Source organism: Nitratireductor soli, from assembly GCF_001050155.1.
Lineage (GTDB): Bacteria > Pseudomonadota > Alphaproteobacteria > Rhizobiales > Rhizobiaceae > Nitratireductor > Nitratireductor soli.
Genome location: NZ_LFVY01000005.1, coordinates 202,481 through 228,747, shown reverse-complemented (window position 1 = coordinate 228,747; position 26,267 = coordinate 202,481). Strand labels below are relative to the sequence as shown.

The following is a 26,267-nucleotide window of genomic DNA, read 5'->3' as shown; positions in this document are numbered from 1 at the left end:
TTTGCAGTCAGGTGAATCACCTGACGTCCGCATCGATGCGGAAAAACACGAGCTAGACAAATCACTTGCTCATTTGATCAAACATGTCTATCAAAATGGGAATTGTCCACCCTGGGTGTGCGATCCCAACAGATGGTCTCATCTGTTGGGAAAAATCGCCCCATCAGATCAATAGCTTGTGGGCTGACTTGTCAAAACGGTTGGGTACCATCCGTTTCGGTCAGACCACTACAGTCTCCTTTGCCCGGAAGCGCATGCCCAAGCTCGCCAATCGAATCACCCAGACCTCCAAGAAAAGCTACGGCATGGTCGCCAAGGCCGGCGGCCTCGCAGGCAGCGGACGAGATCTCATTCATCTCGAGCTGGGCAAGCCGTTCCATGACACGCCGGCCCACATCATCGAGGCCACGGTGGATGCCATGCGCCGGGGCGAAGTGCATTATTCCGACCTCGCGGGCCTGTACGATTTTCGTGTGGCCATCGCCGACAAGCTTGTCGGCTACAACAAGATGGAGGTCGGCCCTCAGGATGTCCTGGTAACCAATGGGCTGACTCAAGCCTCCTTCGCAGCCTTTATGGCGCTGGTGGAGGAGGGCGACGAGGTGATCCTGCTCGAGCCCTACTATCCCCAGCACCTGGGCAAGATCGAGATGGCCGGAGGCCGGCCGGTGACCGTGACGCTCGACCCATCGGACGGATACCGTCTGGACCCCGTGCGGATCGCCGCAGCCATCACGCCTCGCACCAAGGCCATCGTTCTGGTCAATCCCTGCAATCCCACGGGGCGCGTCTACAGCCGCCAAGAGCTGGAGGGTGTTGCGCAACTGGCGCGGGAACACGATCTCTTCGTCATCTCGGACGAGGTCTACGACCATATCGTGTTCGATCGGGAAACCCATGTAAGCATCGCCACATTGCCGGGGATGAAGGACCGCACCGTGTCGATGTATGCCTTCACCAAAGCCTATGCGATGGATGGCTGGCGCCTGGGCTATCTGGTCGCCGCCCCGGCGCTGATGTCCGGGCTGGCCAAGATCGTCGCGACCGAGGTGACCCATGTGAACACGTTTATCCAACATGGCGGCCGGGCTGCGCTGACCGGGCCCGAGGCAGTTCTGCGGGACATGGTGGCGGACGATCAACGCAAGCGCGATCTTGTCGTCGCTCGGCTCAACCAGATGCCCGGCGTTACCTGCCCCATGCCGCAGGGGACGATATATGCCTTCCCCGACATCTCCGCCGTCGGCCTCACGAGCCAGGAAGCGGCCGACAGATTGCTGGACGAGGCCGATGTGGTGGTGGAATCCGGTGCCTTCTACGGCCCGGCGGGTGAGGGCCGTCTACGCATATGCTTCGGGTCGGAGAGCACCGAGCGCCTCACCCTTGCAATGGATAGAATGCAGAAGTTCTTCAATGCGCTATAACCGGACCCTGCGCTTCCGCCAGCACTTCTCGTCCGGTGATGGACATATCCCCATGCGACTGCACAATTCGCTCGGGTCGCATCCAACCAGGAGGAAAGAATTATGGTTTTGCGTATCGCTGCAGCGGCCCTGTTGATCAGTGCAACCATGGCCCAGGCCGAAACCGTCTGGGAGATGCACATCAATTTCCCGGCCGGGAATTTTGACACCCAGAACGCCATGCGGTTTGCCCAGGAGGTGAAGGACGCCACCAACGGCGAAGTGGTCATCAATGTCATGGCCGGCGGATCGCTGGGGCTCAAGGGCCCCGAGGTCATGGGTGCGGTTCGCGACGGGATCGTGCCGATCGCCCATTACCATCTGGATACAGCCGTCGGCGACGCGCCGTTTCTGGGCATTCAGGGGCTGCCCTACCTGACCCGCAACTATCAGGATGCGGCCCGGCTCGATGAACTGGCATCTCCGGTCTACGATCGCATCGCCGAAGCCAACAACCAGTTGATCCTCTATTCGGTGTTCTGGCCCGGCGCGCATCTCTATACCAAGAAACCGGTCGCCGGCGTCGCGGATCTGCGGTCCCAGAAAATCCGCACCGCCAACAGTTCGAGCACCAGTTTCTTCAATGCCCTTGGCGCCTCTGCGGTGCTGATGCCGTGGTCGGACGCACTGGTTGGGCTGGCTTCGGGCGGGCTTGATGGGATCGCGACATCGGCGACCTCGGGCGTCGACGGCAAGTTCTGGGAGTTCGTGGGCGCCATCAACACGATCAGCTACGTGAACCCCACCGCCGTTGTTGCCGTGAACCTCGATGCGCTGAACGCTCTGCCGGAGGAAACCCGCCAGATCGTCATCGATGCCGCCGCCCGCCTGCAGGGCGACTTCCGCGCCGTCTCGGAAAATGAGGACGCGAACCGTCTGGCAGAGCTCGCCGCGCAAGGCATGAACGTCTCCGGCCCCAGCGAAGAATTCTCGACTGCGCTCGAAGCCGCCGCGCGGGTCCAATGGGAAACCTTTGCCGAACAGGCCGGCGACGACGCCCGCGCCGTGCTCGACGCATATCTGGCGGAGTAACGCACAATGTCCCGCACAGCGACTGTTCACGTCGTCGCGCGCGGCATGACCATCGTCAATGCGGCGGCGGCAGCCTGTGCGGTCATCCTCCTGGCTCTGATTTTCATTGTTCTCATCGCCGAACTCGTATCGCGCAACCTCTTCCATCACTCCTTTGCCGGCAGCTGGGAGCTCGCCGCCTACATGATGGCGTCGATGTTCTTTCTGGGACTGGCGCCCGCCCTGCAGATGGACACCCACGTGCGCGTGCGGATTCTGTCGGAGGCCTTGTCACCCCGCTTGGCAAGGGTTTTGGAAGGCGTGGTGTTGATCGTTGCCACCATCGTCACCGCCTTCGCGGCACTGGCTTTGGTCGAACTGGCGTTGACCTCCTTCACCCGTGGCTCCAAATCCTGGGAACTCGCGCTTCCCCTGGCCATCCCCCAGAGCATGGTGGCGCTTGGCATGACGCTCTTCTCGCTGAGCTTCCTGGCCCGGTTCGTCTTGCTGGCCCTGGGCCAGGACCCAAACCGAGACCATGACGACGCGGTCACGGAAAGGGCGAGCTGATGTCCATCGTGATCACGACGCTCGTTGCGGTGTTCTTTCTCCTGCTGGCATCCGGCATCTGGATCGGCGTTTCGATGATTGCCACGGGCGTCATCGGCCTCGAGCTCTTCCGCAGCCTGCCCGTCGACAAGGTGTTGGCGCAGAGCCTGTTCAACATCATCTCCTCCACCGAGCTTCTGGCGCTGCCACTGTTCATCCTGATGGCGGAGCTCTTGTTCCGCACGCGGATATCCGAGAACATGTTCAACGGCCTGGCGCCCTGGACCAGCTGGCTGCCGGGGCGGCTTCTGCATGTCAACATCATCGGCAGCACTCTGTTCGCCGCCGTCAGCGGCTCGTCGGCGGCGACAGCCGCCACGGTGGGCCGCATCACCTTGTCCGAGTTGGAGAAGCGGAACTACGACCGTTCCATCGCCATCGGCTCCCTGGCCGGGGCCAGCACCATCGGTTTTCTCATCCCGCCCAGTCTCCCGATGATCATCTATGGCGTGCTGGCTGAGGTTTCGATCCTGAAGCTTTTCATTGCCGGGATCCTGCCCGGGCTCCTCCTGGCATTGGGCTTCAGCCTGATGACGATCGTCCTTGTGCGGTTGCGGGGCGGGGAGGGTGCGGAAAGAGAGCATTATTCCGTACGCGACCGGATCGACAGCATCCGTAAGCTCGGCCCCGTCACCGGGCTTATTCTGGTGCTCATCGTCGCGCTCTATGGCGGTTTTGCCAGCCCCACCGAGGCTGCCGCCGTGGGCGTGGCCGGTGCACTCATCATCGCGTTGATCTCGGGCGATCTGAGCCTGTCGGCGCTGAAGGACGCGGGTAGCTCCACCATTCGCACGTCGAGCATGCTGGCGCTGATCACCAGCGGCGGGGCTTTCCTGTCGGTGACCTTCAATTATCTCGGCATTCCGGTCTATGTGGTGGGCTTGGTCAACAGTGCCGATCTGTCGCCGCTTGCGATCATCCTGATGTTCCTCGCGGTCTATCTGGTCCTGGGTGCGGTGCTGGACGGCATGTCGATGATCATCGTGACCCTTCCGGTCACCTTGCCCGCAGTGGTCGCCGCCGGGTGGAGCCCGCTGTGGTTCGGGATCTTCCTTGTGGTCACCATCGAGATGGCCCAGCTGACCCCGCCCGTCGGGTTCAATCTGTTCGTGGTGCAAGGGGTGTCGGGTGAACCCCTCACCAAGATCATCCGGGCCGCGGCACCCTATTTTGCGGTTCTGGTTGCGCTGGTAGCCTTGCTCATCGCCTTTCCGGATCTGGTCCTCTGGCTGCCCAACCACATGTGACGTAGACCGGTTCAGCTTGCTCAGCACGACGGCGCTGGAGAGCGTCATCGCTCCAGCGCCGGTGCTGCCTTCCCTCGTTGCGACGGGTGTGCGACGGCGCCGCGGCGAGGCTGGATCGACAGATCCTCATCCTCCAGATCGGTTTCGAGGCCTTGCAGGATTGGGCAATGGGGGCGGTGATCGCCATGGCAGGCGTTGACCAGCGTGGTGAGCGTATGGGCCATGTCCTGAAGACCCTTGATCTTCTTTTGCAGTTCGTCGATGTGCCCCTGCGCCAAGCGCTTGACCTCGGCGCTCTGCCGGGTGTCGTCACGCCACAGGCCAAGAAGATCGCTGATCTCTGCAACCGAGAAACCGAGATCGCGCGCGCGGCGGATGAAGCGCAGCACATGGACATCGGTGTCCGAATAATCGCGGTAGCCGGAAGACTTCCGGTCGGCAGCCGGAATGAGGCCGGTCGCCTCGTAATAACGGATCATCTTGGCCGAAACGCCCGATGTCTTTGATGCCTGTCCAATGTTCATCAGTATCTTTCCCAAAATGGTGCGGGAGCCGACCCGGATATAGGATCGACTGCCGCGGTTTGTCAGTGCGCCGCCATGAACGTGCGCAGCCGCAGCGCATTGCCGAGCACGAACACACTCGACAGGGCCATGGCGCCTGCGGCAAAGACCGGCGACAGCAAGATGCCGTAGGCCGGATAGAGAAGGCCCGCCGCGACCGGGATCAGGGCCGTGTTGTAGGCAAACGCCCAAAACAGATTCTGCCGGATGTTGCCGATCGTCGCCTTTGACAGAGCGATTGCGTTCGGCACGCCCTGCAGGCTGCCCGACATCAGAACCACGTCCGCCGCCTCGATGGCGATGTCCGTGCCCGTGCCGATAGCGAGGCCCACATCGGCCTCGGCCAGAGCCGGCGCGTCGTTGATGCCGTCGCCAACGAACGCGACCTTGCCGTGCTTGGCCTTGAGGCGGCGAACCGCATCGACCTTGCCGGCCGGCAGCACTTCCGCCACCACCTCGTCGATCCCCAGCCGCGCCGCTATGGCCCTGGCCGTGCGGGCATTGTCGCCGGTGATCATCGCGACCTTGAGGCCGAGATCGTGCAGGGCCTTGATTGCCGCAGGCGTGGTGTCCTTGATCGGGTCGGCCACGGCGATGATCGCCGCGAGCTTGCCGTCGATCGCGGCATACAGGGGCGACTTGCCCTCATTGCCCAGACGTTCGGCAATCTGGGAGAACGCTGCCACGTCATGGCCGAGTTCGACCATGTAGCGGTCTGCGCCGATCTCAACGCGCTTGTCGTCGGCCGTGGCCTTGACGCCGAAGCCCGTCACCGATTCGAAGTCCGACACCGCCGGCAGCGCGATGCCTTCCCCGGCGGCCGCGTCGACGATCGCATGGGCAATCGGGTGCTCCGACCTGGTCTCGACGGCGGCGACGAGACCCAGGACGTTCAACCGGTCGAAGCCGGCGGCCAGTTCCAGATCGGTCAGGGTCGGCTTGCCCTCGGTCAGCGTACCGGTCTTGTCGAGCGCCACGACCCTGGCGTCCTTCAGCAATTGCAGCGCTTCACCCTTGCGGAAGAGCACGCCGAGTTCGGCGCCCCGGCCGGTGCCCACCATGATCGAGGTCGGCGTCGCCAGGCCCATGGCGCACGGGCAAGCGATGATCAGGACGGCGACGGCATTGACCAGTGCGAAGGTCAGCGCGGGCGACGGGCCGAAATAGAGCCAGGCCGCGAAGGTCAGCGCCGCCACGGCGAAGACTGCCGGTACGAACCACATGGTGACCTTGTCGACCAGCGCCTGGATCGGCAGCTTGGAGCCCTGAGCCTCTTCGACCATGCGGATGATCTGCGACAGCACGGTGTTGCCGCCGACAGCCGTCGCGCGGAACGCGAACGCGCCCTTCTGGTTGACTGTGCCGCCGACGACCTCACTGCCCACCGATTTTGAAACCGGGATCGGCTCGCCGGTGATCATCGACTCGTCGACATAGCTGGCGCCTTCGACCACCTCGCCATCGACGGGCAGGCGTTCTCCGGGACGAACCTCGACGATATCGCCGGAAACGACCGAGCCGATGGATAGATCGACCGTCTTGCCGTCCCTGCGGACGCGCGCCGTCTTGGCTTGAAGGCCGGCCAGGCGCTTGATCGCTTCGGATGTCCGGCCCTTGGCACGGGCCTCGAGCAGGCGGCCCAGCAGGATAAGCGTCACGATGACGGCGGCTGCTTCAAAATAGACGTTGATCGTTCCAGGAGGCAGGAAGGTGGGGGCGAAGGTCGCCACCAGCGAATACCCATAGGCTGCAAGCGAACCGACAGCCACGAGCGAATTCATGTCGGGGGCAAGGCGCCAGAGCGCGGGGAGCCCCTTGTCATAAAAACGAATGCCCGGAATGAAGAGCACAAGCGTTGTCAGCGCGAACTGGACGTACCAGCTCCACTGCATGCCGATCGTCGATTCGATCAGGCCATGCACGCCCGGAATGAGGTGCGATCCCATCTCCATGAGAAAGACCGGCGCGGTGAGCACCGCCGCGAGGGTGAAGTCACGGGTCAGCTCCTGGCGCTCCGCTTCCTTTTTTTCTGCCCGCTCGGCATTCTCGTCGTCACCGCTATTGCCGGCGGCCGCGCCGATCACCCTGGCCTCGTAACCGACGTCTTCGATCGCCGCGATCAAGGTCGCCGCCTCGGCGGTTCCGTGGATCGTGGCGCGCTCCGTCGCCAGATTGACGACCGCCCCAGTCACGCCGGGAAGCGCCTTCAGAGCGCGCTCGACGCGGCCGACGCAGGATGCGCAGGTCATCCCTTCAATCGATAGCTCTGTGGGACCGGCGGAACCGGCAGATTTCGCCGGGACGGAGTAACCGGCGTTTTCGATGGCCGCGACAAGCTTTGCGCGGGCGACGGCCGATCCGGTCGTGATGCTCGCACGTTCCGTCGCCAGGTTGACCGATACGGCCCCAACGCCCGGGACGGCCTTCAGGGCTCTTTCGATGCGACCGACGCAGGACGCGCAGGTCATCCCCTCGATGGGCAGCGATATCGTTTCAGAGAAGTCTGTTGCTCGAACGGGGGCATTCATAGCCGCTTCCTTTTCTCGTTCCGAATTCAAGTTCGGACGGAAAATGGGGCTTCCAACCATGGGAAGGTCAATACCGAAATTTCCTTTTCCGCATCCCTTGACCTTACCATGGTTGGAAGCCCCATCTTGAGCGTCATGAGACCCAAACCAAGGAGAATTCTCATGGAACTCAGAATCGAGAACATGACCTGTGGCGGCTGCGCCAAATCCGTCACCAAGGCGATCCAGTCAGTCGATCCCGATGCCAGGATCGAGACCGATCCCGCCGCACGCTTGGTCAAGGTCGAGACGACCGCATCGTCGGCGGCCCTTCAACTGATTCTCGAAGAAGCCGGCTATCCGGCAACCGTGAACTGATCAGGAGCGATATCATGAACAAGCTCACCCCGATCTTCATCGCAGGTGCGCTCGCCATCAGCGCGGGCCTGGCGATCGCACGGGGCTCAATGAACAAGGACGATCCGATGCAAGGTCACGATATGCCGGACCACGCGATGCTGGCCGCCATCAGCCCGCCCACAAAAGCCTATATAGCCGCCAATGATCGGATGCATAAGGACATGATGGTCGAGTTCACTGGCGATGCCGACATCGACTTCATGCGCGGCATGATCCCGCACCATCAAGGCGCGATCGATATGGCGAAGGTCGTGCTTGAACACGGCAAGGATCCGCAGGTTCGCAAACTCGCCGACGAGGTGATCAAGGCCCAGGAAGGCGAGATCGCCGTGATGAAGAAATGGCTTGCCGCCCGCGGCAAGTAGCGACCCAAGGGCGGCTCTCGGGAGTGGCCCTTTGCCAAGAAAAAACCCGGGACATGGTTGAGCGGCTTCGCCGTCGACTGTCAAACGACCGATAGGGAGACGATCAATGCATCGCAGGACATTTCTGGCGAGCCTTACGGGTCTCGTCGTTGCGGGCCCAGCAACGGCCCAGATGAACCACGACATGGGCAGCATGGGCGGCCACGGCAATCACAACATGCCCGCGGCGGGCACCAATCCCGTTTTGCCGGAAGGGCAGCCGCTCAAGGAGTTGCCACGGCTGTCCAACCGGTCGGCCGTGCCTGGCGTATTCAAGGCAAAGCTGGCAGCAGAACCAGGCGTCGTACGGTATGCCGAAGGGCTCGATACGCCTGTGCTCCTTTACAACGGCACCAATCCCGTGATCGAGGCAAGTGAGGGCGACACAGTCGAGATCAGCTTCAAGAACGGGATTTTGGACGAAGCCACGACGATCCATTGGCATGGCATGCCAGTGCCGGCCGACCAGGATGGCAATCCGACGGACCCGGTGGCCCCGGGTGGCGAGCGCATCTATGCGTTCGAACTGCCGGAAGGCAGTGCGGCGTCTTACTGGTTTCATCCCCATCCCCATGGTTTGACCGCCGAGCAGGTCTATCGCGGTCTCGCCGGTATCTTTGTGGTCAAGCCGAAGGACGATCCCATCCCGCCGGAATATGGCGACACGATCCTCATGCTCACCGATCTCAGGATCGCCGCCGACGGGACGATGCCGGAAAGCACGATGAGCGATCTAATGAACGGCCGCGTCGGCGATCATGTGCTGGTCAATGGACAGAAGAACCCGGCGATGGCTGTTGGGCTTGGCGAAAAGCGCCGTCTACGTCTCTACAACGCGACGAATGCACGATTCCTGCTGCTCAAATTCGAGAATGCCAGCATGACCGTTGTCGGAACGGACGGCGGCCTGATCGAAGCGCCCGTCGCCATCGACGAGCTGCTGCTCACGCCGGCCGAACGCGTTGAACTGATCGTTTCGTTCGACAAGCCGGGAGCGGCCACGCTCACGACGCTCGGCTATGAGCGCGGTTGGATGGGGCCGGGCAAGCCAAACGAGGCCGGCATGATCCTGCTGACGGCAAACGTATCGGAAGAGGCGGTGGCTGCGATGCCGCCCCTGCCGGCAAAGCTGCGCTCCATCGAGCCTCTTGGGAGCCCGATTGTCACACGCCGATTTGTGCTGACGGAATCCATGGGCGGAATGGACCATGGCGACATGTCGATGCAGGGCATGGATCACTCCAGCATGTCCATGTCTTCCGACAGCATGGAGATGAAGTTCCTGATCAACGGTGCCAGCTTCGACATGAACCGCATCGACGAAGTCTCGAAAGTCGGACAAGTCGAGCTTTGGGAAGTCGTCAACGAGGCGGATATGGATCATCCGTTCCATGTGCATGGGACGCAGTTTCAGATCGTGGAGCGCGAGAAGGACGGGAAGGTCATCACGCCACCCTATCGCGCGTGGAAGGATACCGTGAACATCGTCGCCGGCGAGACGGTTCGTATACTGCTGCGCCAGGATTTGCCCGGGCCGCGAATGTATCACTGCCACATCCTCGAGCATGAACAGCTCGGTATGATGGGTACGGTTGACGTTCAAGCCTAGAGCCCTTTTAGGAAAAGCGGGAACCGGCCTTCCGTCTGAAGCTGCGTCAAAACAAAGAGGTAGAGCGGTTTTCTGATTGAGAGAACCGCTCTGGTCCGGATCCGCGAATGAAACGAAGGCCCGACGCGAAGATGTTCGCGGCGGGCCTTTCTCATTGGGGGCGGGCGATGGGACCTCATCGCTGGCGGCGGCATCATTCGAAAGCCACCGACCCCGGCGGCTCTTCCGGGGTAAAGAACACGTCGGCGTGCATGTCCTCCTTGCGCATGCCGCGCGCAAAAGCCAGGTCCATTGCCGCGTCCACCATTGGCGGCGGGCCGGCAATATAGGCTTTCCAGCCGTCGAGGTCGGAAAGTTCCTCCGCCACCACCTGCGTCACCAAACCGCCCCGATGCTGCGCGGACCGGGCCTCGGACAGCACCGGCGCGAAGGTGAGATTGGGATGCCGTCTGGCGAGGGCCTGGAAATGCCCGACGAGATAGAGATCGCGCTCGGCCCGGGCGCCGGAATAGACATGAATCGGCTGCTTCATGCCGTGGGCGAGGGCGGATTCGACGATTGACTTGATCGGCGCCAGCCCGGTGCCGCCGGCGATGCACAGAATCGGACCGGAATGATGCAGGCGCAGGGAGGAAGAGCCCAGGGGGAATTCGAGCGTTGCTTTGTCATCAGTCTTCAACGCGCTATGCGCGTGCTCCGAGGTCGTCCCTCCCGGAACACGGCGAATGTGGAACTCAAGGCCGCCATAGCCATGCCAGTTGGCCATGGAATAGCTGCGGGCGGGAACGCCATTGAAGCCGACCTGCGCATATTGCCCTGCATTAAACAGCAAGGGAGCCCTGTCCTCGGGCGTAATCCGAACCAGCTTGATGTCGTGGGTGAGATCATCAAGGTGGGTCACGATCCCGTCCAGACGCCGTGGAGGCTGAACGTCGTCATCGTCGCTGCCCAGCCAGGCCACGGCCGTGTCCGTCTGGGGAAGCGCCCGGCATGCCAGGATCAGTCCGTCGGCCTTCTCTTCATCGGTGAGAGCGAAGCGCGAATGCTGGAGCAGTTCCACTTTTCCCTCGATCAGCCGGGACTTGCAGGAGCCGCAGCGCCCGGACCTGCAGCCATGGGGGTATGGAATGCCGGCGGCGAGGGCCGCGTCCAGGATGGTCTGCCCGTCCTGGACTTCAAGGCTGGTCCGGGACTGCCTGATGTCAACGAGTTTGGCTGTCATGCCGGTTCCTCACATGCCCTGCGTCAGTCGGAGCGCCTTGGTCAGGCCCGGCTTCTGGCTCTGGAACGTTCCGTAGAAGATATCGGAATCAACGATGGTGATAGGCGCCACCCGTACACCCGTGCGCGTTTTTGCCTCCTCGGCGATCCGCGGGTCGGTGAGATCGCGTTCTTCATAGGAGATCCCCTGCTGGGACAGCCAACGCTTGAGCGCGTGACAGTCCGGGCAGGTCGGGGTCGTGTAGATCAGAATGTGCGGTGCGCTGGCATCCGTCATGTGCTTGCCTTTCTCTGAATTCGACATGGTTTCACTCGCGCCGACCGCCCAGAAAGCTGCCAGGTAGAGGGCCATTATCGTCAGGATGCGGCTTCCAGCGCTTGGAAGGTCAAGGGTTGTTGTTGCGCGGCAAAGGATTTTTCGGGCCACGATCGCAGGCAGTCATGAAATGTCGGAATGCGGCCCAGAGGCTGCGCCAGTGGCCCTCTCACCCTCCGGGCTGTTCAGGGGGTCGATCCTTGATGAGGGAATTGCGCGCAGCCGTTGAATAGCGACCGCGGCGCGCATTGTGATTGCTTGCTCATTCGGTAGATTGGGTTCGACAGATCAATTTGGACCGCATCTCGTCCCAAACGTCGGCGAGCTTGGTCCCCAGCACAGGTAGTTTTAGCAGATGACGTATCGTAAGCCGAAAGCAAGGGTCCAGAAACAGGACGAACTCGCAGGGCCAGCAAGTGTGGCGGCACCCGACCGACCTCTGGATCATTCATCCCTGTCGCAGAACGAGATCACGATTCTGGCGGAGACCTTCCGCCTGCTCGGCGATCCGTCTCGGTTGAGGATCCTCCTGAGCTGCCTGGCGGGGCCCATATCGGTTGGCGACATCGCCGAGCGACTGGATCTGTCGCTGTCGCTTGTCAGCCATCATCTGCGCCTTCTGCGAGGAGCGCGTCTCGTCAAGGGCGTGCGTCAGGCCAAGCAGATATTCTACGAGATCGCCGACCAGCATGTCAGCCAGGTACTGCAGGACATGGCAACGCACATCTCGGAAGATCATGCGGACGAGTGAGCTTTGCCAGCATAGGGTGCGGCAATCGGCGGATTGCCGAAAGAGTCTGCGGACGTCGATGGCGCCCGCGCGGCTGTTGTCCAAATGCCGATACGGACAGCTCGGAGGGCTTTTTATTGCTAACACTTGAATAGATGTTCAATTGTGATATTGACTCTTTCGAAGCCACGCAGGCCGCCAAAGGCGAACACGCCCCACCTGCGCCGGCGCGAAAGGAGATCGGAATGGCAAGGGTACTTTCAACGTCGAGTGCAGGTGAACGGCTCGGCTTCCGCATCGACGGGATGGATTGCGCAAGCTGCGTCGGCAAGATCGAGACTGCGCTGGACCGTTTGGGGGGAATCTCCGAGGTCTCCGTCAACTTCGCCAACGAGACATTGTCCTTGTCGCGCGACCCCTCCAGCAAGACGACGGAGAAGGCATCGCCAGGAAGATCCGTTCGCTGGGATTTGATGTCACGGTGTTATCGGCATCCACCGTTCCTTCCGCGCCAGCCGCGCGCTCGGGCTCCCACGCCAGGCACGACCACAGCGGCCGCTCTGGCGATCATGGCCACGATCACAAGCATGATCACGCGGCACATGCTTCCGCCCCAAGCGCTGCTCCAAGCTCCCCGCCCAACGTTTCGATGCGGCTCGATGGCATGGATTGCGCGAGCTGCGTCGGCAAGATCGAGGCGGCACTGGCCCGCATCCGCGACGTCTCGGATGTGCGGGTGAACTTCACGACAGAAACGCTTGAGCTTACCCTTGCCGCCGGCTCGATCACCAGGGTCGGCGACATCGAGAAGATGATCAAGGGCCTCGGCTTTGGGGTGTCCGACGCACGCCAGCTATCGTCGCCATCTGACGCCGTTGTCGAGGCCGAACCGGTACCGGCGCCGGCGATGCGCGATCAGCGCTGGTGGCAGACCCGCAAGGGCAGGCATGTCCTCGGTCTCGGCTTGCTCATGGGCTCGGCCTATGCCATCGCCCAGTTCATCCCGCTCCATGCGGAATGGATCTTTGCCGCTGCCGTCGTGGCAGGGGTTATCCCGTTCGCCCGCAAGGCCGTTGCACTTGCGATGTCCGGGTCTCCGTTCTCGATTGAGACGCTGATGTCGGTGGCGGCGATTGGTGCCCTCGTGATCGGCGAGGCGGAAGAAGCCGCCGCGGTCGTATTCCTGTTCGCAATTGGCGAACTCCTTGAAAGCGTGGCTGCGGGGCGGGCGAGGGCCGGCATCAAGGCGCTTGCATCACTCGTGCCCAAGACGGCGGTTCTGCTCGATGCCAATGGCGGCCAGCGCAGCGTTGCTGCGACTTCCCTGCGGGTGAACGATCTCGTGCTGGTGCGTCCGGGCGATCGCGTACCCGCTGACGGGCAGATCGTCCATGGAAACTCCAGCCTCGACGAGTCTCCCGTCACCGGCGAATCCATGCCGCGTGCAAGAGCAAAAGGCGACAGCATTTTCGCCGGTTCGATCAATGTCGATGGTGTTCTTCAGGTTCGCGTCGAGAAAACGGCCGCCGACAACACCATCTCGCGCATCGTCCACCTCGTTGAGCAGGCTCAGTCCTCCAAGGCGCCAACCGCGCGCTTCATCGAGAAGTTCAGCCGTTACTACACCCCGGCCGTGATGCTGATCGCTGCCGTGATCATTACGATTCCTCCTCTGGCCATGGGCGCGGACTGGAGTACGTGGCTCTACCGTGGCCTCGCACTCCTGCTGATCGCTTGCCCCTGCGCGCTGGTGCTGTCCACCCCTGCCGCGATCGCCTCGGGTCTGGCCGTCGGCACACGCCGCGGCCTACTGATCAAGGGAGGCAACGCGCTCGAAACCATCGGCAAGGTAAACGCCATCGCCTTCGACAAGACAGGCACATTGACCGAGGGCAAACCGCGCGTCACCGAAGTCCTCGCCTTTGGGAAGCGTGACGAGCACAAAATACTTGCCCTTGCCGCGGCAGTGGAGAGTGGTTCAAACCACCCGCTTGCGAAGGCGATCCTCGGGCATGCCGAAGCCGTCGGGATCGCTATCCCGCAGGCAAGCGACGCAACCGCGACGGCCGGCAAGGCGGTACATGCGAGGGTCGGCGGCCTTCGCCTGGCGGTCGGCTCTCCGATACATGCCGCACAGGCGGCAACCCTCGGGGCCCTGGAGCGCAAGGCCATCGAGAAGCTCGAGGAAGGCGGCAATACCGTCGCGGTTCTCTTCAACGAGCAGGCGAGGGAAGTCCTCGGTCTTGTCGCCCTGCGCGATGAGCCGCGACGTGATGCGCGTGAGGGTGTCGCCCAACTCAAGGCAATGGGTATTCGCTCTGTCATGCTCACCGGCGACAATCGGCGCACCGCGCAAGCCATCGCCAAGGGTCTCGGGATCGAATGGAAGGCCGAGCTGCTGCCCCAGGATAAGCTTAATCTCGTCAACGAGATGAAGCAGACGTCGAAGGTGGCCATGGTCGGCGACGGCATAAACGATGCCCCGGCTCTGGCGACGGCCGATGTCGGCATCGCCATGGGTGGCGGCACCGACGTGGCGATCGAGACAGCGGATGCCGCCCTTTTGAAGAGCCGTGTGACCGATGTCGCCCATCTCGTCGCGCTTTCGCGTGCGACCATGGCCAATATTCACCAGAATGTGGTCTTTGCTCTGGCACTGAAAAGCCTCTTCCTCGTCACCACCGTTCTCGGCATCACGGGTCTCTGGATCGCTGTTCTCGCCGACACTGGCGCCACCGCGATCGTGACGCTGAATGCACTGCGGCTACTGCGCTTCAAGGGCGCGGAATCGGTCGATGGTGACCTGGCCGAAGGCTTGCCTGCGCGCCTGCCGGTCCCGGCCGAAAGCCATTGAACAATCGCGTCAGGGAAGCCGCCAGTCTCATGCGATTGGCGGCTTCCAACACTGCTGGAGCCCCCCGTGGCAAAGTCGACACACGGCGCTCATCCGAAGACGAACTTCTCTCATTAAAGTGACGTCGGCGAAGTGGAGCATGCAGTTGGTCGCCGCATGGCGAGATGGATGCGTCAAGAACCGCTTCGGAAAAGTGTTCCAAGGGCCTTGACCTTCCCATCGTTGGAAATCCCACCTTCGTAAAAACTGACCGCCGCCGTCTCCCGCAGGCCTGGAGCGCGTGCCCCTATGAAAGTGAACGAGAATGAGCATGAAAGCCGCCACCCTGCTCCTGGCAGGCGTCGTCATTGCCGGTGGCACCTTTGTCTATCGCGACGAAGTGGGAGCCCATACCAGCCGTCTTTTGGCGCTAGTATCATCAACTGCAGCGTCCGAAGCGGCTGTCCAGCCGGGCGAGATGCCGGCACCACAGGTGCTGGTCGCACAGGTCATCACGCGCAAGGTCGCGCTGTCGGTGGAGTTTACAGGCCATCTCGAGGCGACCAGTTTCGTCGAACTTCGCCCACGTGTCGGAGGCGCAATCGACGCGGTCAGTGTTCCCGAAGGGGGGCTCGTACAACCGGGCCAGCTCCTGTTCCAGATCGACCCCAGGCCATTCCAGGTCGCCCTTGATGCCGCCAAGGCTCAGTTGCAGCAGGCGAGGGTCCTGCGCGATCAGGCCGAGATCAGTTTCAAGCGCGCCGAAACGCTGGCGCCCAATGGTACGGTGTCGCGCAAGACCTTTGACGACGCGCAGGCTGCACACGGCCAGCGTCAGGCGCAGGTCGAAATCGCCAAGGCAGCCGTGGCTGCTGCCGAACTCGATCTTTCCTTCACGCGCGTCACCGCTCCGATTGGCGGGCGCGTCGACCGCGTTCTGGTCTCCGAAGGCAATCTAGTTGCCAGCGGTAATGCCGGAGCTGCGACACTTCTCACCACGATCATCTCGACCGACCCCCTCTATGCTTACTTCGATATCGACGAAGCCACCTATCTCGAATTCGTCGTACGTGCGCGGGCGATCGAAAGTGGAAAGGCTGCAGGCACACTGCCGGTGCAGGTGGGGCTGATGACCGATGCTGGCTTCCCGCACGCTGGCGAATTCGACTTTCTCGGCAATCGTGTCGATCGGAGCACGGGGACAATCCGCGCTCGGGCCGTTGTGAAGAACGCCGATGGCCGGCTGGCGCCGGGCCTTTTTGCGCGGGTGAACCTCGTCACCGCCGAACCGGCTCAGACTGTGTTCATCGACGATCAGGCGATCGGTATCGATCAAGGACGCCGCTACGTGCTGGTTCTGGGAGCCGAGGACAAGGCCGAATACCGCCCGGTCGAACTCGGACCCATGATCGACGGTCTGCGCGTCGTCTCAGCCGGCCTCAAACCGGGTGAAAAGATCATTGTGAGGGGGCTGGTCCGTCCGGGCATGCGGGTGGTCCCGCAGATGATTCCGATGCTGCCGGGCCAGCCTGCTGATGGCGACAGGTCTGCGGCTGAAACGCAGGAGGCACGTCGATGAACGTTCCGCGTTTTTTCGTCGACCGCCCCATCTTCGCGGTCGTTCTGTCTGTCTTGATGCTGATCGCCGGCGGTCTGACACTGCTGAAGTTGCCGTTGAGCGAGTATCCGCAAGTGACCCCGCCAATGGTACAGGTCACCGCAAGCTATCCGGGCGCCAATCCCGAGGTGATTGCCGAAACGGTTGCTGCGCCGCTGGAGCAGGTGATCAACGGCGTCGAGAACATGCTCTATATGAGCTCGCAGGCCGCGACCGACGGACGCATGACGCTGACGGTGACCTTTCAGCAGGGCACGGACCCCGACATGGCGCAAATCCAGGTGCAGAACCGCGTCTCACGCGCGCTTCCGCGTCTGCCTCAGGAAGTGCAGCGCATCGGTGTGGTGACGCAAAAGACTTCGCCCGACATCCTGATGGTCGTGCATCTCGTCTCGCCCGACGATCGCTACGATCCTCTCTACCTGTCGAACTTCGCAACTTTGCAGGTGCGCGACCAGCTTGCGCGCCTGTCAGGTGTGGGTGACGTGCTGGTCTGGGGTGCTGGCGAATATTCGATGCGGATCTGGCTCGATCCGGCCAAGGTGGCGGCGCGCGGCCTGACCGCCTCCGACGTGGTGGCGGCAATTCAGGAGCAGAACGCCCAGGTGGCCGCCGGCTCGGTCGGCCAGCAGCCGGAAGCCTCGGCGGCGTTCCAAATCACCGTCAACACGCTTGGCAGGCTTTCGAACGAGGAGCAGTTCGGCAAGATCGTCGTCAAGACGGGCACTGAGGGCCAGGTCACCCGTCTGCGCGATATTGCCCGTATCGAACTTGGTGCGGACTCCTACGCGCTGCGCAGTCTTCTTGACGGCAAGCCGGCGCTAGCGATGCAGATCATCCAGAGCCCCGGCGCTAACGCGCTCGACGTGTCGAGCGCCATACGCGACACGATGGAAGAACTGCAGAAAGGTTTTCCCGAGGGTATAGAATATCGCATCGCCTACGACCCTACCGTCTTCGTCAAGGCTTCTCTGGAAGCCGTGGTGATCACACTGCTCGAAGCCATCGCGCTGGTCGTACTCGTGGTGGTGCTCTTTCTTCAGACCTGGCGTGCTTCGATCATCCCGCTGGTTGCCGTGCCAGTATCGCTGGTCGGCACATTCGCTCTTATGTACATGTTCGGCTTCTCGCTGAACACGCTGTCGCTGTTCGGGCTCGTACTCTCGATCGGTATCGTGGTCGATGACGCGATCGTGGTCGTCGAGAACGCAGAGCGTCACATCGCGCTCGGCGAAACGCCGAAAGATGCAGCGCGCAAGGCCATGGACGAGGTGACCGGGCCGATTATTGCCATCACTTCGGTGCTGTCGGCCGTGTTCATTCCCTCGGCATTCCTGACCGGCCTGCAAGGAGAGTTCTACAGGCAGTTCGCCCTCACGATCGCAATCTCAACCATCCTGTCGGCGATCAACTCCCTCACGCTTTCCCCGGCGCTCGCCGGCGTGCTTCTGAAGCCGCATCATGGCGGGGTGAAGCGAGACCGGCTGACGATCGTTGTCAACATCCTGTTCGGATGGTTCTTCCGGCGGTTCAACCGGTTCTTCGACCGCGCCTCGAATGCCTATGTCCGGTCGGTACGCCGTGCCGTGCGGTTCAGCGGGGTCGTCCTGCTTATCTATGCCGGTCTGGTCGGCATGACATGGATGGGTTTCCAGGCCGTACCCAGCGGTTTCGTGCCGGCTCAGGACAAATATTACCTTGTCGGCATCGCTCAACTTCCGACCGGAGCCTCGCTTGATCGCACCGAGGCGGTCGTCAAGAGAATGTCGGATATTGCGCTTGCAGAACCGGGCGTGGAAAGTGTCGTCGCGTTCCCGGGTCTTTCGGTCAACGGCATGGTCAATATTCCCAACGCGGCCGTAATGTTCACGATGCTCAAGCCCTTTGATGAACGAAAGGATCCTTCCCTGTCCGCTTTCGCGATCGCAGATCGCCTGATGGGCAAGTTCAGCCAGATACCCGATGGTTTTGCCGGCATATTCCCGCCGCCACCTGTTCCGGGCCTCGGCTCGACCGGCGGCTTCAAGATCCAGATCGAGGATCGGGCAGGGCTTGGCTTCGATGCCCTCGCGCAGGCGCAGGGCGAGATCATGGGCAAGGCGATGCAAACACCGGAGCTGGCTGGCATGCTCGCGAGCTTCCAGGTGAAGGCCAAGTCGCAAGGGGTGCCGCTCAACATGATCTTCGAGACGTTGCAGGTCAACCTCGGCTCGCTCTACGCGAACGACTTCAATCGATTCGGCCGCACTTACCGCGTGATGGTCCAGGCGGACGCGCCATTCCGTATGCAGCCGGAAGATATCGGCCGACTGAAGGTGCGCAACACGGCGGGCGAAATGCTTCCGTTATCAGCCTTGCTGACCATCAAGCACGGTTCGGGGCCGGATCGTGTCATGCACTACAACAGCTTCCCCTCGGCCGATATCAGCGGCAGCCCGGCGTCCGGATATTCGTTCGGGCAAGCGACCGCCGCCATCGAACGGATCGCATCGGAAACATTGCCATCCGGCATGGCCTTCGAGTGGACGGAACTCGCCTATCAGGAGAAACAAGCCGGAAACGCAGCAATGTACGTCTTCCCGCTGTCCGTTCTGCTCGCGTTTCTGATTCTCGCGGCGCAGTACAACAGTTGGTCATTGCCGTTCGCTGTGTTGCTGATCGCGCCGATGGCGTTGCTTTCCGCGATCGCAGGCGTCTGGTTTACGGGAGGCGACAACAATATTTTCACGCAGATCGGCTTTGTCGTGCTCGTGGGTCTCGCAGCCAAAAATGCAATCCTGATTGTCGAGTTCGCCAGAGCGAAGGAAGATGAAGGGGGCGATCCGTTGAACGCCGTGCTTGAAGCAGCCCGGCTTCGCCTGCGGCCGATCCTGATGACCTCGCTTGCCTTCATTGCAGGTGTCGTCCCTCTCGTGATCGCAACGGGGGCCGGTGCGGAGATGCGGCATGTCATGGGTATTGCCGTGTTCGCCGGCATGCTTGGTGTCACGCTGTTCGGTCTCGTGCTGACGCCGGTGTTCTACGTCTTGGTACGCCGTATGGCGATCGCCCGCCAGAGGCGGAGCGATCTCGCCGCAGCACTGGAATCACGTCTCTAGGACATGGTGTCGGAGAAGGCGGCAGCGAGAAAGGGCGATCTGTCTCGCCCCCAACGGCAACCTGACATGAAAGAAGGCGGCCCCAATCCAGGAGCGCGCTCAGCGACAGACGGAAGCCGTTTGGTGCTGAACATCGCAGAACTGTCTGCCGTGACTGGCGTGAAAATCGCCACCATTCGCTATTGCGAGCAACAGGGGCATCAATGCGCGTTCGGGATGCAGGGTGATCGGGAATTCAAAGGTCGAATGATGCTGGTCCGGTGAGGGCCGGTTCTTGAAGTGAATATTCCCCTCGATCTCCATGTGTCATCTCGGATGCCCTCTGGCCCTCTCTGGGACCGTTTCGCGTTGAATCGTCGCTGCCCGCACATTCCTTTGCCATGGCGGGTTGACATGTAAACGAATGAACAAGTATTCAATTGTTAAAGCGAAACGAGTTGGACCAGACGATGGCAAACCCACCTTCCTTCCACAACGACCATCATGGGCACGATCACGCCAAGGGGCACGATCACGCCAAGGGGCACGATCATGACCACGATCACTCCCACGTTCCGGTGGTTACGAAGGACAATGAGCGTAAGATCCTTATTTCCTTCCTGATCATTTTCTCATTCATGTTCGTTGAAGCCGTCGGCGGATACATCTCGGGCTCGCTCGCCCTGCTTGCAGATGCTGGCCACATGCTGACCGACGCGATCGCGCTCGGCTTGGCCTATGTCGCCTTCCGTCTCGGAAGGCGGGCACCTGACGGGCAGCGTACCTTTGGCTATGCCCGTTTCGAGGTTATTGCGGGGCTCGTCAACGCACTCACCCTGTTCGGCATTGTCGGGTGGATCCTCTACGAAGCCATGGGACGGTTGCAGGAACCCCAACCGGTCCTGGCCGGATCGATGTTCGTTGTGGCCCTCATCGGCATGCTCGTGAACGTTTTCGTCCTTTGGTTCCTGACGCGCGGCGATTCTGAACATGTCAACGTCAAGGGTGCGGTGCTGCATGTGATGGGCGACCTGCTCGGTTCTGTCGGCGCGATCGTTGCAGCGGTCGTGATCTGGTACACGGACTGGACCCCCATCGACCCTATTCTCTCGGTGTTCGTGTCTCTGCTGATCCTGCGCAGCGCCTGGAGCCTGCTCAAGGGCACGCTGCATATCCTGCTTGAAGGCGCTCCCGCCAATGCCGACAGTTCCCTGATCTCCGAGCATCTTCTGGCGTCCGTTCCTGGCATTCAGAACGTCAGCCACATCCACGTTTGGTCACTTACGTCCGGTCGCGTCCTGGCGACGCTCCAGGTGCAGCCGATTGAAGGGGTCGATATTCGCAATGTCGTCAACCGGGTCGAGCACGAACTGAAGACGAAGTTCAACATCGAGCACCCGACAATCGGCATCAACTGGGAAGGAAACGCCAGTTGCAGTCTGGAGGAGGCCGGCAATGCGACCGCTTCCCACGCAGGTCACTCGCATTAACCGACGCCGCGTCACGGTTCACTTGGAAAGCCAGCAAGGGACAAGGTTGAAGACATGGCCTCCTTCGACCCAGGAGCCGAACGTCGTGATGGAAGTCTTTCGTCTTCGGCCGGCCGGCCGTCTTCCTGTTTCGCGAATGCAGCGATTTGGCGCGTCTGAAAGTGGTGTTCTCACGCAGAACGATCTTGCCGCGGCGCCTTATGACAATCTGTCCGAGCCATGCTACAGAGCCGTTCTTGCGTGAGCGCTTTACGATGGTGCCGATATCGCTACAACGTCCCTTCTGCGGCACAACATAGTCGTACTTTCTGTGAAAACCGCACAGAAATGGGCGAAATTCGGCAAACCCGAAAGTGAGCAAAAAGGCATAAGCGTTGGAAAAAGAAAGAAAATCGCGTCTCGGCGCGAACCGCCGATTTGCCGTTGCGCCGATGATCGACTGGACGGATCGGCATTGCCGCTTTTTTCATCGCCAGTTGAGCAAAAGGGCGCTGCTCTACACGGAGATGATCGTCGCCGATGCCGTGATCCATGGCGACCGCGAGAGGCTGCTGGGGTTCGATCCGTCCGAGCATCCCGTCGCGCTGCAGTTGGGCGGTTCCGATCCGGCCAAGCTGGCTGCGGCCGCGGCGATCGGCGCCGCCTGCGGCTATGACGAGATCAACCTCAATGTCGGCTGTCCCTCCGACCGCGTCCAGTCGGGCGCGTTCGGCGCCTGTCTGATGAAGACGCCGGCGCTGGTCGGCGCTTGCGTGGCGGCGATGAGACAGGTCGTCGCCATACCGGTCACCGTCAAATGCCGCATCGGCGTCGACGATCAGGACCCGGAGCCGGCGCTCGATGCGCTGGCCGATGCGGTCTGGCAGGCCGGCGCCGACGCGCTGTGGGTGCATGCGCGCAAGGCCTGGCTCGACGGGCTGAGCCCTAAGGAAAACCGCGACATCCCGCCGCTCGACTATGACCGCGTCTACCGCCTGAAGGCGGCGAACCCCGAGCGCTTCATCGGCATCAATGGCGGCATCGGCTCGCTCGACGCGGCGCACGCGCATCTGGCGCGGGTCGATGCGGTGATGCTCGGCCGCGCCGCCTATCAGCAACCGGCGCTCCTGGCGCAGGTCGACGGGCTGATCGACGGTGTCCCGGCGGCCGGCGAGATTGATTTCGCCGCGCTGATCGACACCATGGCAGCCTATGCGGCGCGCCACATCGCCGCCGGCGGGCGGCTTTCCCATGTCACGCGCCACATGATCGGCCTGTTCCATGGCTTTGCCGGCGCACGGCGCTACCGGCAGATCCTGTCGAGCGAGGCGACCGCTCATGATGCCGGTCCGGAAATCCTCATGAAGGCCTTCGCGGCGGTCGACCTGTCGGTTTCGCGGGACGCGGCCTAGAGCATTTCCATTTTTCTCCGAGTCACAGAAATGCTCTATCTCATTGTTTTTCCGCAATTCCGGACGGAAAACCGGTTCCCACTTTTCCTGGAATTGCTCTAGACCGGTTCAGTGTTTCATAGAAAGGATGAACCGGTTCATCTCATCGTTCCTCCGCATTTGTGCGGACGTCAGATGGAACCATCTGAATGCAAGATGCACTACAGGATCTGCCGCCGGAACGTCTTGCCGCGCATGGCGTAGAACGGCACCTCTCCGCCGGGCATCAGGTCCGGATCGGTTTCCAGCCGCCGTTCCAGATCGCTGAGCACGGTGCGCGTGATCAGCGGGATCTCGGCTTCCATGGCCTCCCTGATCGGCAACCACATCAGCTCTTCCAGCTCATTGGTCGGCCCGCCGTCGGGCAGTTCGACGGCCACGTTGTCGCGCCAGGCGGCCAGGAAACGGGCGTCGAAGCGGCGCACGCGTCCGGGCGGGGTGATGGCGCGGGCGACGAAGCGCAGGCAGGCAAGCGACGGCTGGACGCCATGCTCGGCAAATCCCTGCCAATCCCTGGCATTGGTGGAGAAGGGGCCTTTCTCGCCGATCAGCAGGCCGGCTTCCTCATAGGTCTCGCGAATGGCCGACAGCGCCACCGCCCGGGCGCGCGCGGCGCTGGCGCGCGCGCCGGTGCCGATCAGCTTGCGCTCCTCGTCCGGATGCAGGCCCGTGGCCACCGCGATGCGGCTGTCGGCCGGGTCGGTGCGGCCGCCGGGAAAGACAAACCGGCCAGGCATGAAAGCGTGGTTCCGGTGCCGGCGCCCCAACAGGACGCGAACGCTGCCGCCGCTGCGGTCGAGCAGGATCAGCGTCGCCGAATCGCGCGGCCGCATCGGCGTACCGCCCAGGGCGAAATCCTTCGCTTCCGCCTTGTCGATCTGCGCCCTGTCGAGGCCGTCCATGCGGTTGGGCCGGTCGGTCATGATGCGCTTCTTCCTGCCTTATAATTCCGGCCTATAGTTCCGGCCTATAGTTCCGGATGTGTTTCGAGCGCGTCGCTCTCGCCGCCGAAACCATGCATGTAGTAGGCCCATTGCAGGCCGACGACGGCGCCCTTGATCGGCCCGACCAAGGCCAGCGACATGATCAGCGTGATCGGCACCCACATGGCCAGATGCAGCCAGGCCGGCCAGTCGGTCATCGCCTCCATGCCCATGAAACCGCCGACGACGATATGGCCGACGACGACCACCACCAGATAGGCCGGCAGGTCGTCGGCGCGGTGATGATGAAATTCCTCGCCGCAGACCGAGCAATGGTCGGCGGTTTTCAGGAAAGCGCGAAACAGCTTGCCCTCGCCGCAATGCGGGCAGCGGCCGAGAAAGCCGCGCTTCATCGCCTCGAACGCCGAGCGCGCCGGCTTCGGATCCGTGCGCGTTCCACCAAAAGCCTGCTGTTCCATCATCGTCTCCTGCGCTGCGCGGTGCCCGGGCGGTTGTTGCCGCGGCCGCGCTGGCCCTTTGCCTTGTGGAACGACTTCATCGATCCGGGAAGCCGTTCTGGTTCGCTCAACATCTCGAAGCGCATCGCGCCGGCCAGCGGCGCGACCTCCACCAGGCGGACCGAAACACCGTCGCCGAGCTGAAACCCCTTGCCGCTCTGATCGCCGACGAGCGCATGCCGCGCTTCGTCATAGATATAGTACTCTTCTCCGACTGTGGAGATGGGGATAAAGCCATCGGCGCCATAATCTGGCAATTGGACAAAAAGACCCGCCTTGGCGACGCCGGAAATGCGCGCCGCGAATTCTTCGCCGATGCGGCCCGACAAATGCTCGGCCACCAGCCGGTCGACCGTGTCGCGTTCGGCGGCCATGGCGCGCCGTTCCGTGGCCGAAATCAGCGCCGCCACCTCTTCGAGCCGCGCCTCCTCGTCGGCCGTCAACCCGTCCTTGCCGAAGCCCAGCGCGCCGATCAGCGCCCGGTGGACGATCAGGTCCGCATAGCGGCGGATGGGCGAGGTGAAATGCGCGTAGCGGCGCAGATTGAGGCCGAAATGGCCAAGGTTTTCAGGCGCGTAGACGGCTTGGCTCTGCGAGCGCAGAACCACCTCGTTGACCAGCTGCTCATGCTCGGTGTTCTTCACCCGGGCGAGGATAGCGTTGAACTGGGCCGGTTTGAGCTGGGCGCCGCGGGCCAGCGAAATCTCGAACGAGCGCAGGAACTCGCGCAAGGCCTCCTGCTTGGCCAGCGACGGCGCGTCATGGACGCGATAGACCAGTTTCTGCCGCTTGGCCTCCAGCGTCTCGGCGGCCGCCACGTTGGCCTGCACCATGAACTCCTCGATCAGCTTGTGCGCATCGAGGCGGGGCGGCACTATGACGCGATCGACGGTCCCGTCCTTCTTCAGAAGGATCTTGCGCTCGGGCAGGTCGAGCTCGAGCGGCTGGCGTGACTGGCGCCCGCGCCGCAGCACCGCATAAGCATCCCACAGCGGGCGCAGCACCGGCTCGAGCAGCGGGCCGGTCTTGTCGTCCGGCTTGCCGTCGATGGCCGCCTGTGCCTGGTTGTAGGACAGTTTCGCCGCCGAGCGCATCATGACGCGGTGGAAGGAGTGGCCAAGCTTGCGGCCATCGGCCGAAAAGCGCATGCGCACCGCCAGCGCCGGCCGCGCCTCGCCCTCGCGCAGCGAGCACAGATCGTTGGAAATGCGCTCCGGCAGCATCGGCACGACGCGGTCGGGAAAGTAAACCGAATTGCCGCGTTTCAGCGCCTCGCGGTCGAGTGCCGTTGCCTGGCGGATGTAATGGGCGACATCGGCGATGGCGACGGTTGCGATGAAGCCGCCGGGGTTGTTCTCGTCGGGATCAGGCTCGGCCATCACCGCATCGTCATGGTCCTTGGCGTCGGCCGGGTCGATGGTGATGAGCGGCCAATCGCGCCAGTCCTCGCGGCCCGACAGCGTGGCGGGCTCGGCGGCATTTGCTTCTTCAAGGACGGCGGCCGGGAAGATATGCGGAATCTCATGGGCGTGAATGGCGATCATCGAGACCGCCTTCTCGCTCGACAGGGAACCGATAACGGCGATCACCCTGCCGCGCGGCGCGCCGTAACGGCCGGCCGAGACCGGTTCGACCTCGACCAGGTCGCCCACCTTGGCGTCGCCGCTGAATTCCGCGTCGATGATCAATTCGCGCTGCTTGCGCTCGACCGGCTCGATGCGCAACGTGCCGTCCTCAGCCTTGCGCAACACGCCGAGCATGCTCTGCCGGCGCTTTTCGAAGATCTTCATGATGCGGCCCGTATAGGCGGGGCCGCTCTCGTTCTCGGTCGGGAAGACACGCGCCAGGACGCGATCGCCGATGCCGGCCGCACTGCCATGCTTCTGCGTGCGGATCTCGACCAGGGGCAGGGGGCCTTCGCCCTCGTCCTGATCGTCCTTCTCGGCCGGCCGGGCGATCAGCGCCCCGCCGGCGTCGCGCGAAAAAATGTCGAGCACGACCACATGCGGCAGCGCGCCGGGCTTCAAGAGCCGCTTGCGGCTCTTCTTCAAAAGCCCTTCATCCTGCAGGTCGCGCAAAACATCCTTCAGCCAGATGCGGTCGCCGCCTTTCAGGCCGAAGGCCTTGGCGATGTCGCGCTTGGCGGTGCGGTCGGGGTTGTCGGCGACGAAACGCAAGACTTCCTCGCGCGTCGGCAGGCGTGTCTCGGATGCGGGTTTCGCGCCGGATGCTTTGGCGGAGCGGGGTGGTTTGCTGCCGGGAATCCTGCGCGCCAAGG

The 26,267-nt window shown here is 62.4% G+C and carries 22 protein-coding genes; 15 read left to right on the top strand and 7 right to left on the bottom strand.

What is annotated here, in order from left to right:
* The first annotated feature begins 254 nt into the window (after positions 1-254).
* The 4 genes from AB843_RS08225 (at position 255) to AB843_RS08210 (ending at position 4,330) form a co-directional block, all read left to right on the top strand.
* Entirely contained in the window at positions 255-1,424 is a 1,170-nt protein-coding gene (locus tag AB843_RS08225) for a pyridoxal phosphate-dependent aminotransferase (protein WP_048646316.1), read from the top strand.
* Positions 1,425-1,526: 102 nt separating this feature from the next.
* Positions 1,527-2,495 carry a TRAP transporter substrate-binding protein gene (locus tag AB843_RS08220; protein WP_048646315.1) on the top strand — a complete coding sequence of 323 codons (969 nt, stop codon included), beginning with the start codon at positions 1,527-1,529 and terminating at the stop codon, positions 2,493-2,495.
* A 6-nt stretch (positions 2,496-2,501) separates the two neighbouring features.
* Positions 2,502-3,044 (top strand): TRAP transporter small permease, encoded by a 543-nt coding sequence (locus AB843_RS08215; protein WP_048646314.1) that lies wholly within the window; start codon positions 2,502-2,504, stop codon positions 3,042-3,044.
* Complete coding sequence (locus tag AB843_RS08210) at positions 3,044-4,330, top strand: TRAP transporter large permease (protein WP_048646313.1); 1,287 nt, start codon at positions 3,044-3,046, stop codon at positions 4,328-4,330. The genes AB843_RS08215 and AB843_RS08210 overlap by 1 nt, the downstream gene beginning before the upstream one ends.
* A 44-nt stretch (positions 4,331-4,374) precedes the next feature.
* On the opposite strand, the gene cueR is transcribed toward AB843_RS08210, so the two are convergent.
* Positions 4,375-4,854, bottom strand: coding sequence for a Cu(I)-responsive transcriptional regulator (gene cueR, locus AB843_RS08205; protein WP_048646312.1), 480 nt, complete (start codon positions 4,852-4,854; stop codon positions 4,375-4,377).
* Between the two features lie 62 nt (positions 4,855-4,916).
* Positions 4,917-7,421, bottom strand: coding sequence for a heavy metal translocating P-type ATPase (locus tag AB843_RS08200; RefSeq protein ID WP_048646311.1), 2,505 nt, complete (start codon positions 7,419-7,421; stop codon positions 4,917-4,919).
* A gap of 162 nt (positions 7,422-7,583) precedes the next feature.
* On the opposite strand from AB843_RS08200, the gene AB843_RS08195 reads away from it, so the two are divergent.
* The 3 genes from AB843_RS08195 to AB843_RS08185 all read left to right on the top strand — a co-directional run bounded on the left by AB843_RS08195 (position 7,584) and on the right by AB843_RS08185 (position 9,833).
* Positions 7,584-7,778: a heavy-metal-associated domain-containing protein gene (locus AB843_RS08195; RefSeq protein ID WP_048646310.1), complete on the top strand. Its 195-nt coding sequence runs from the start codon at positions 7,584-7,586 to the stop codon at positions 7,776-7,778.
* Between the two features lie 89 nt (positions 7,779-7,867).
* Positions 7,868-8,185, top strand: a complete 318-nt coding sequence (gene copM / locus AB843_RS08190; RefSeq protein WP_425286805.1) for a CopM family metallochaperone — start codon at positions 7,868-7,870, stop codon at positions 8,183-8,185.
* 172 nt (positions 8,186-8,357) lie between these two features.
* Entirely contained in the window at positions 8,358-9,833 is a 1,476-nt protein-coding gene (locus tag AB843_RS08185) for a multicopper oxidase family protein (protein ID WP_244467924.1), read from the top strand.
* Between the two features lie 193 nt (positions 9,834-10,026).
* Here the strand turns inward: AB843_RS08185 and AB843_RS08180 are convergent, their stop codons facing one another.
* Together AB843_RS08180 and AB843_RS08175 are read right to left on the bottom strand one after the other, a co-directional pair.
* Positions 10,027-11,055 carry a 2Fe-2S iron-sulfur cluster-binding protein gene (locus AB843_RS08180; protein WP_048646307.1) on the bottom strand — a complete coding sequence of 343 codons (1,029 nt, stop codon included), beginning with the start codon at positions 11,053-11,055 and terminating at the stop codon, positions 10,027-10,029.
* Positions 11,056-11,064: 9 nt separating this feature from the next.
* Positions 11,065-11,406: a glutaredoxin family protein gene (locus AB843_RS08175; protein WP_425286801.1), complete on the bottom strand. Its 342-nt coding sequence runs from the start codon at positions 11,404-11,406 to the stop codon at positions 11,065-11,067.
* 319 nt (positions 11,407-11,725) lie between these two features.
* On the opposite strand from AB843_RS08175, the gene AB843_RS08170 reads away from it, so the two are divergent.
* From AB843_RS08170 to dusA, 8 genes are all read left to right on the top strand, one after another.
* A complete protein-coding gene (locus tag AB843_RS08170) occupies positions 11,726-12,121 on the top strand; it encodes an ArsR/SmtB family transcription factor (RefSeq protein WP_082143710.1) in 396 nt (131 codons plus the stop codon).
* Positions 12,122-12,255: 134 nt separating this feature from the next.
* Positions 12,256-12,840: a cation transporter gene (locus tag AB843_RS26405; protein ID WP_082143709.1), complete on the top strand. Its 585-nt coding sequence runs from the start codon at positions 12,256-12,258 to the stop codon at positions 12,838-12,840.
* Positions 12,750-14,954, top strand: coding sequence for a heavy metal translocating P-type ATPase (locus AB843_RS08165; RefSeq protein ID WP_048646305.1), 2,205 nt, complete (start codon positions 12,750-12,752; stop codon positions 14,952-14,954). The genes AB843_RS26405 and AB843_RS08165 overlap by 91 nt, the downstream gene beginning before the upstream one ends.
* Positions 14,955-15,264: 310 nt before the next feature.
* On the top strand, positions 15,265-16,512 hold the full coding sequence (locus tag AB843_RS08160) for an efflux RND transporter periplasmic adaptor subunit (protein WP_425286800.1): 1,248 nt from the start codon (positions 15,265-15,267) through the stop codon (positions 16,510-16,512).
* Positions 16,509-19,649, top strand: coding sequence for an efflux RND transporter permease subunit (locus tag AB843_RS08155; RefSeq protein WP_048646303.1), 3,141 nt, complete (start codon positions 16,509-16,511; stop codon positions 19,647-19,649). Before AB843_RS08160 ends, AB843_RS08155 begins: the two co-directional genes overlap by 4 nt.
* A 66-nt stretch (positions 19,650-19,715) precedes the next feature.
* The gene (locus tag AB843_RS25505) at positions 19,716-19,913 is read left to right on the top strand and encodes a hypothetical protein (protein WP_157384459.1); all 198 of its coding nucleotides are present in this window, start codon (positions 19,716-19,718) and stop codon (positions 19,911-19,913) included.
* A gap of 185 nt (positions 19,914-20,098) precedes the next feature.
* Positions 20,099-21,118 (top strand): cation diffusion facilitator family transporter, encoded by a 1,020-nt coding sequence (locus AB843_RS08150; RefSeq protein WP_048646417.1) that lies wholly within the window; start codon positions 20,099-20,101, stop codon positions 21,116-21,118.
* A 374-nt stretch (positions 21,119-21,492) separates the two neighbouring features.
* Positions 21,493-22,509, top strand: a complete 1,017-nt coding sequence (gene dusA / locus AB843_RS08145) for a tRNA dihydrouridine(20/20a) synthase DusA (RefSeq protein ID WP_087587062.1) — start codon at positions 21,493-21,495, stop codon at positions 22,507-22,509.
* 200 nt (positions 22,510-22,709) lie between these two features.
* On the opposite strand, the gene AB843_RS08140 is transcribed toward dusA, so the two are convergent.
* From AB843_RS08140 to rnr, 3 genes are all read right to left on the bottom strand, one after another.
* Positions 22,710-23,450 carry an NUDIX hydrolase gene (locus tag AB843_RS08140; RefSeq protein ID WP_048646415.1) on the bottom strand — a complete coding sequence of 247 codons (741 nt, stop codon included), beginning with the start codon at positions 23,448-23,450 and terminating at the stop codon, positions 22,710-22,712.
* A 65-nt stretch (positions 23,451-23,515) separates the two neighbouring features.
* Entirely contained in the window at positions 23,516-23,950 is a 435-nt protein-coding gene (locus AB843_RS08135) for a DUF983 domain-containing protein (RefSeq protein WP_048646302.1), read from the bottom strand.
* A complete protein-coding gene (rnr, locus tag AB843_RS08130) occupies positions 23,950-26,265 on the bottom strand; it encodes a ribonuclease R (protein WP_048646301.1) in 2,316 nt (771 codons plus the stop codon). Before rnr ends, AB843_RS08135 begins: the two co-directional genes overlap by 1 nt.
* Between the last annotated feature and the right edge of the window lie 2 nt (positions 26,266-26,267).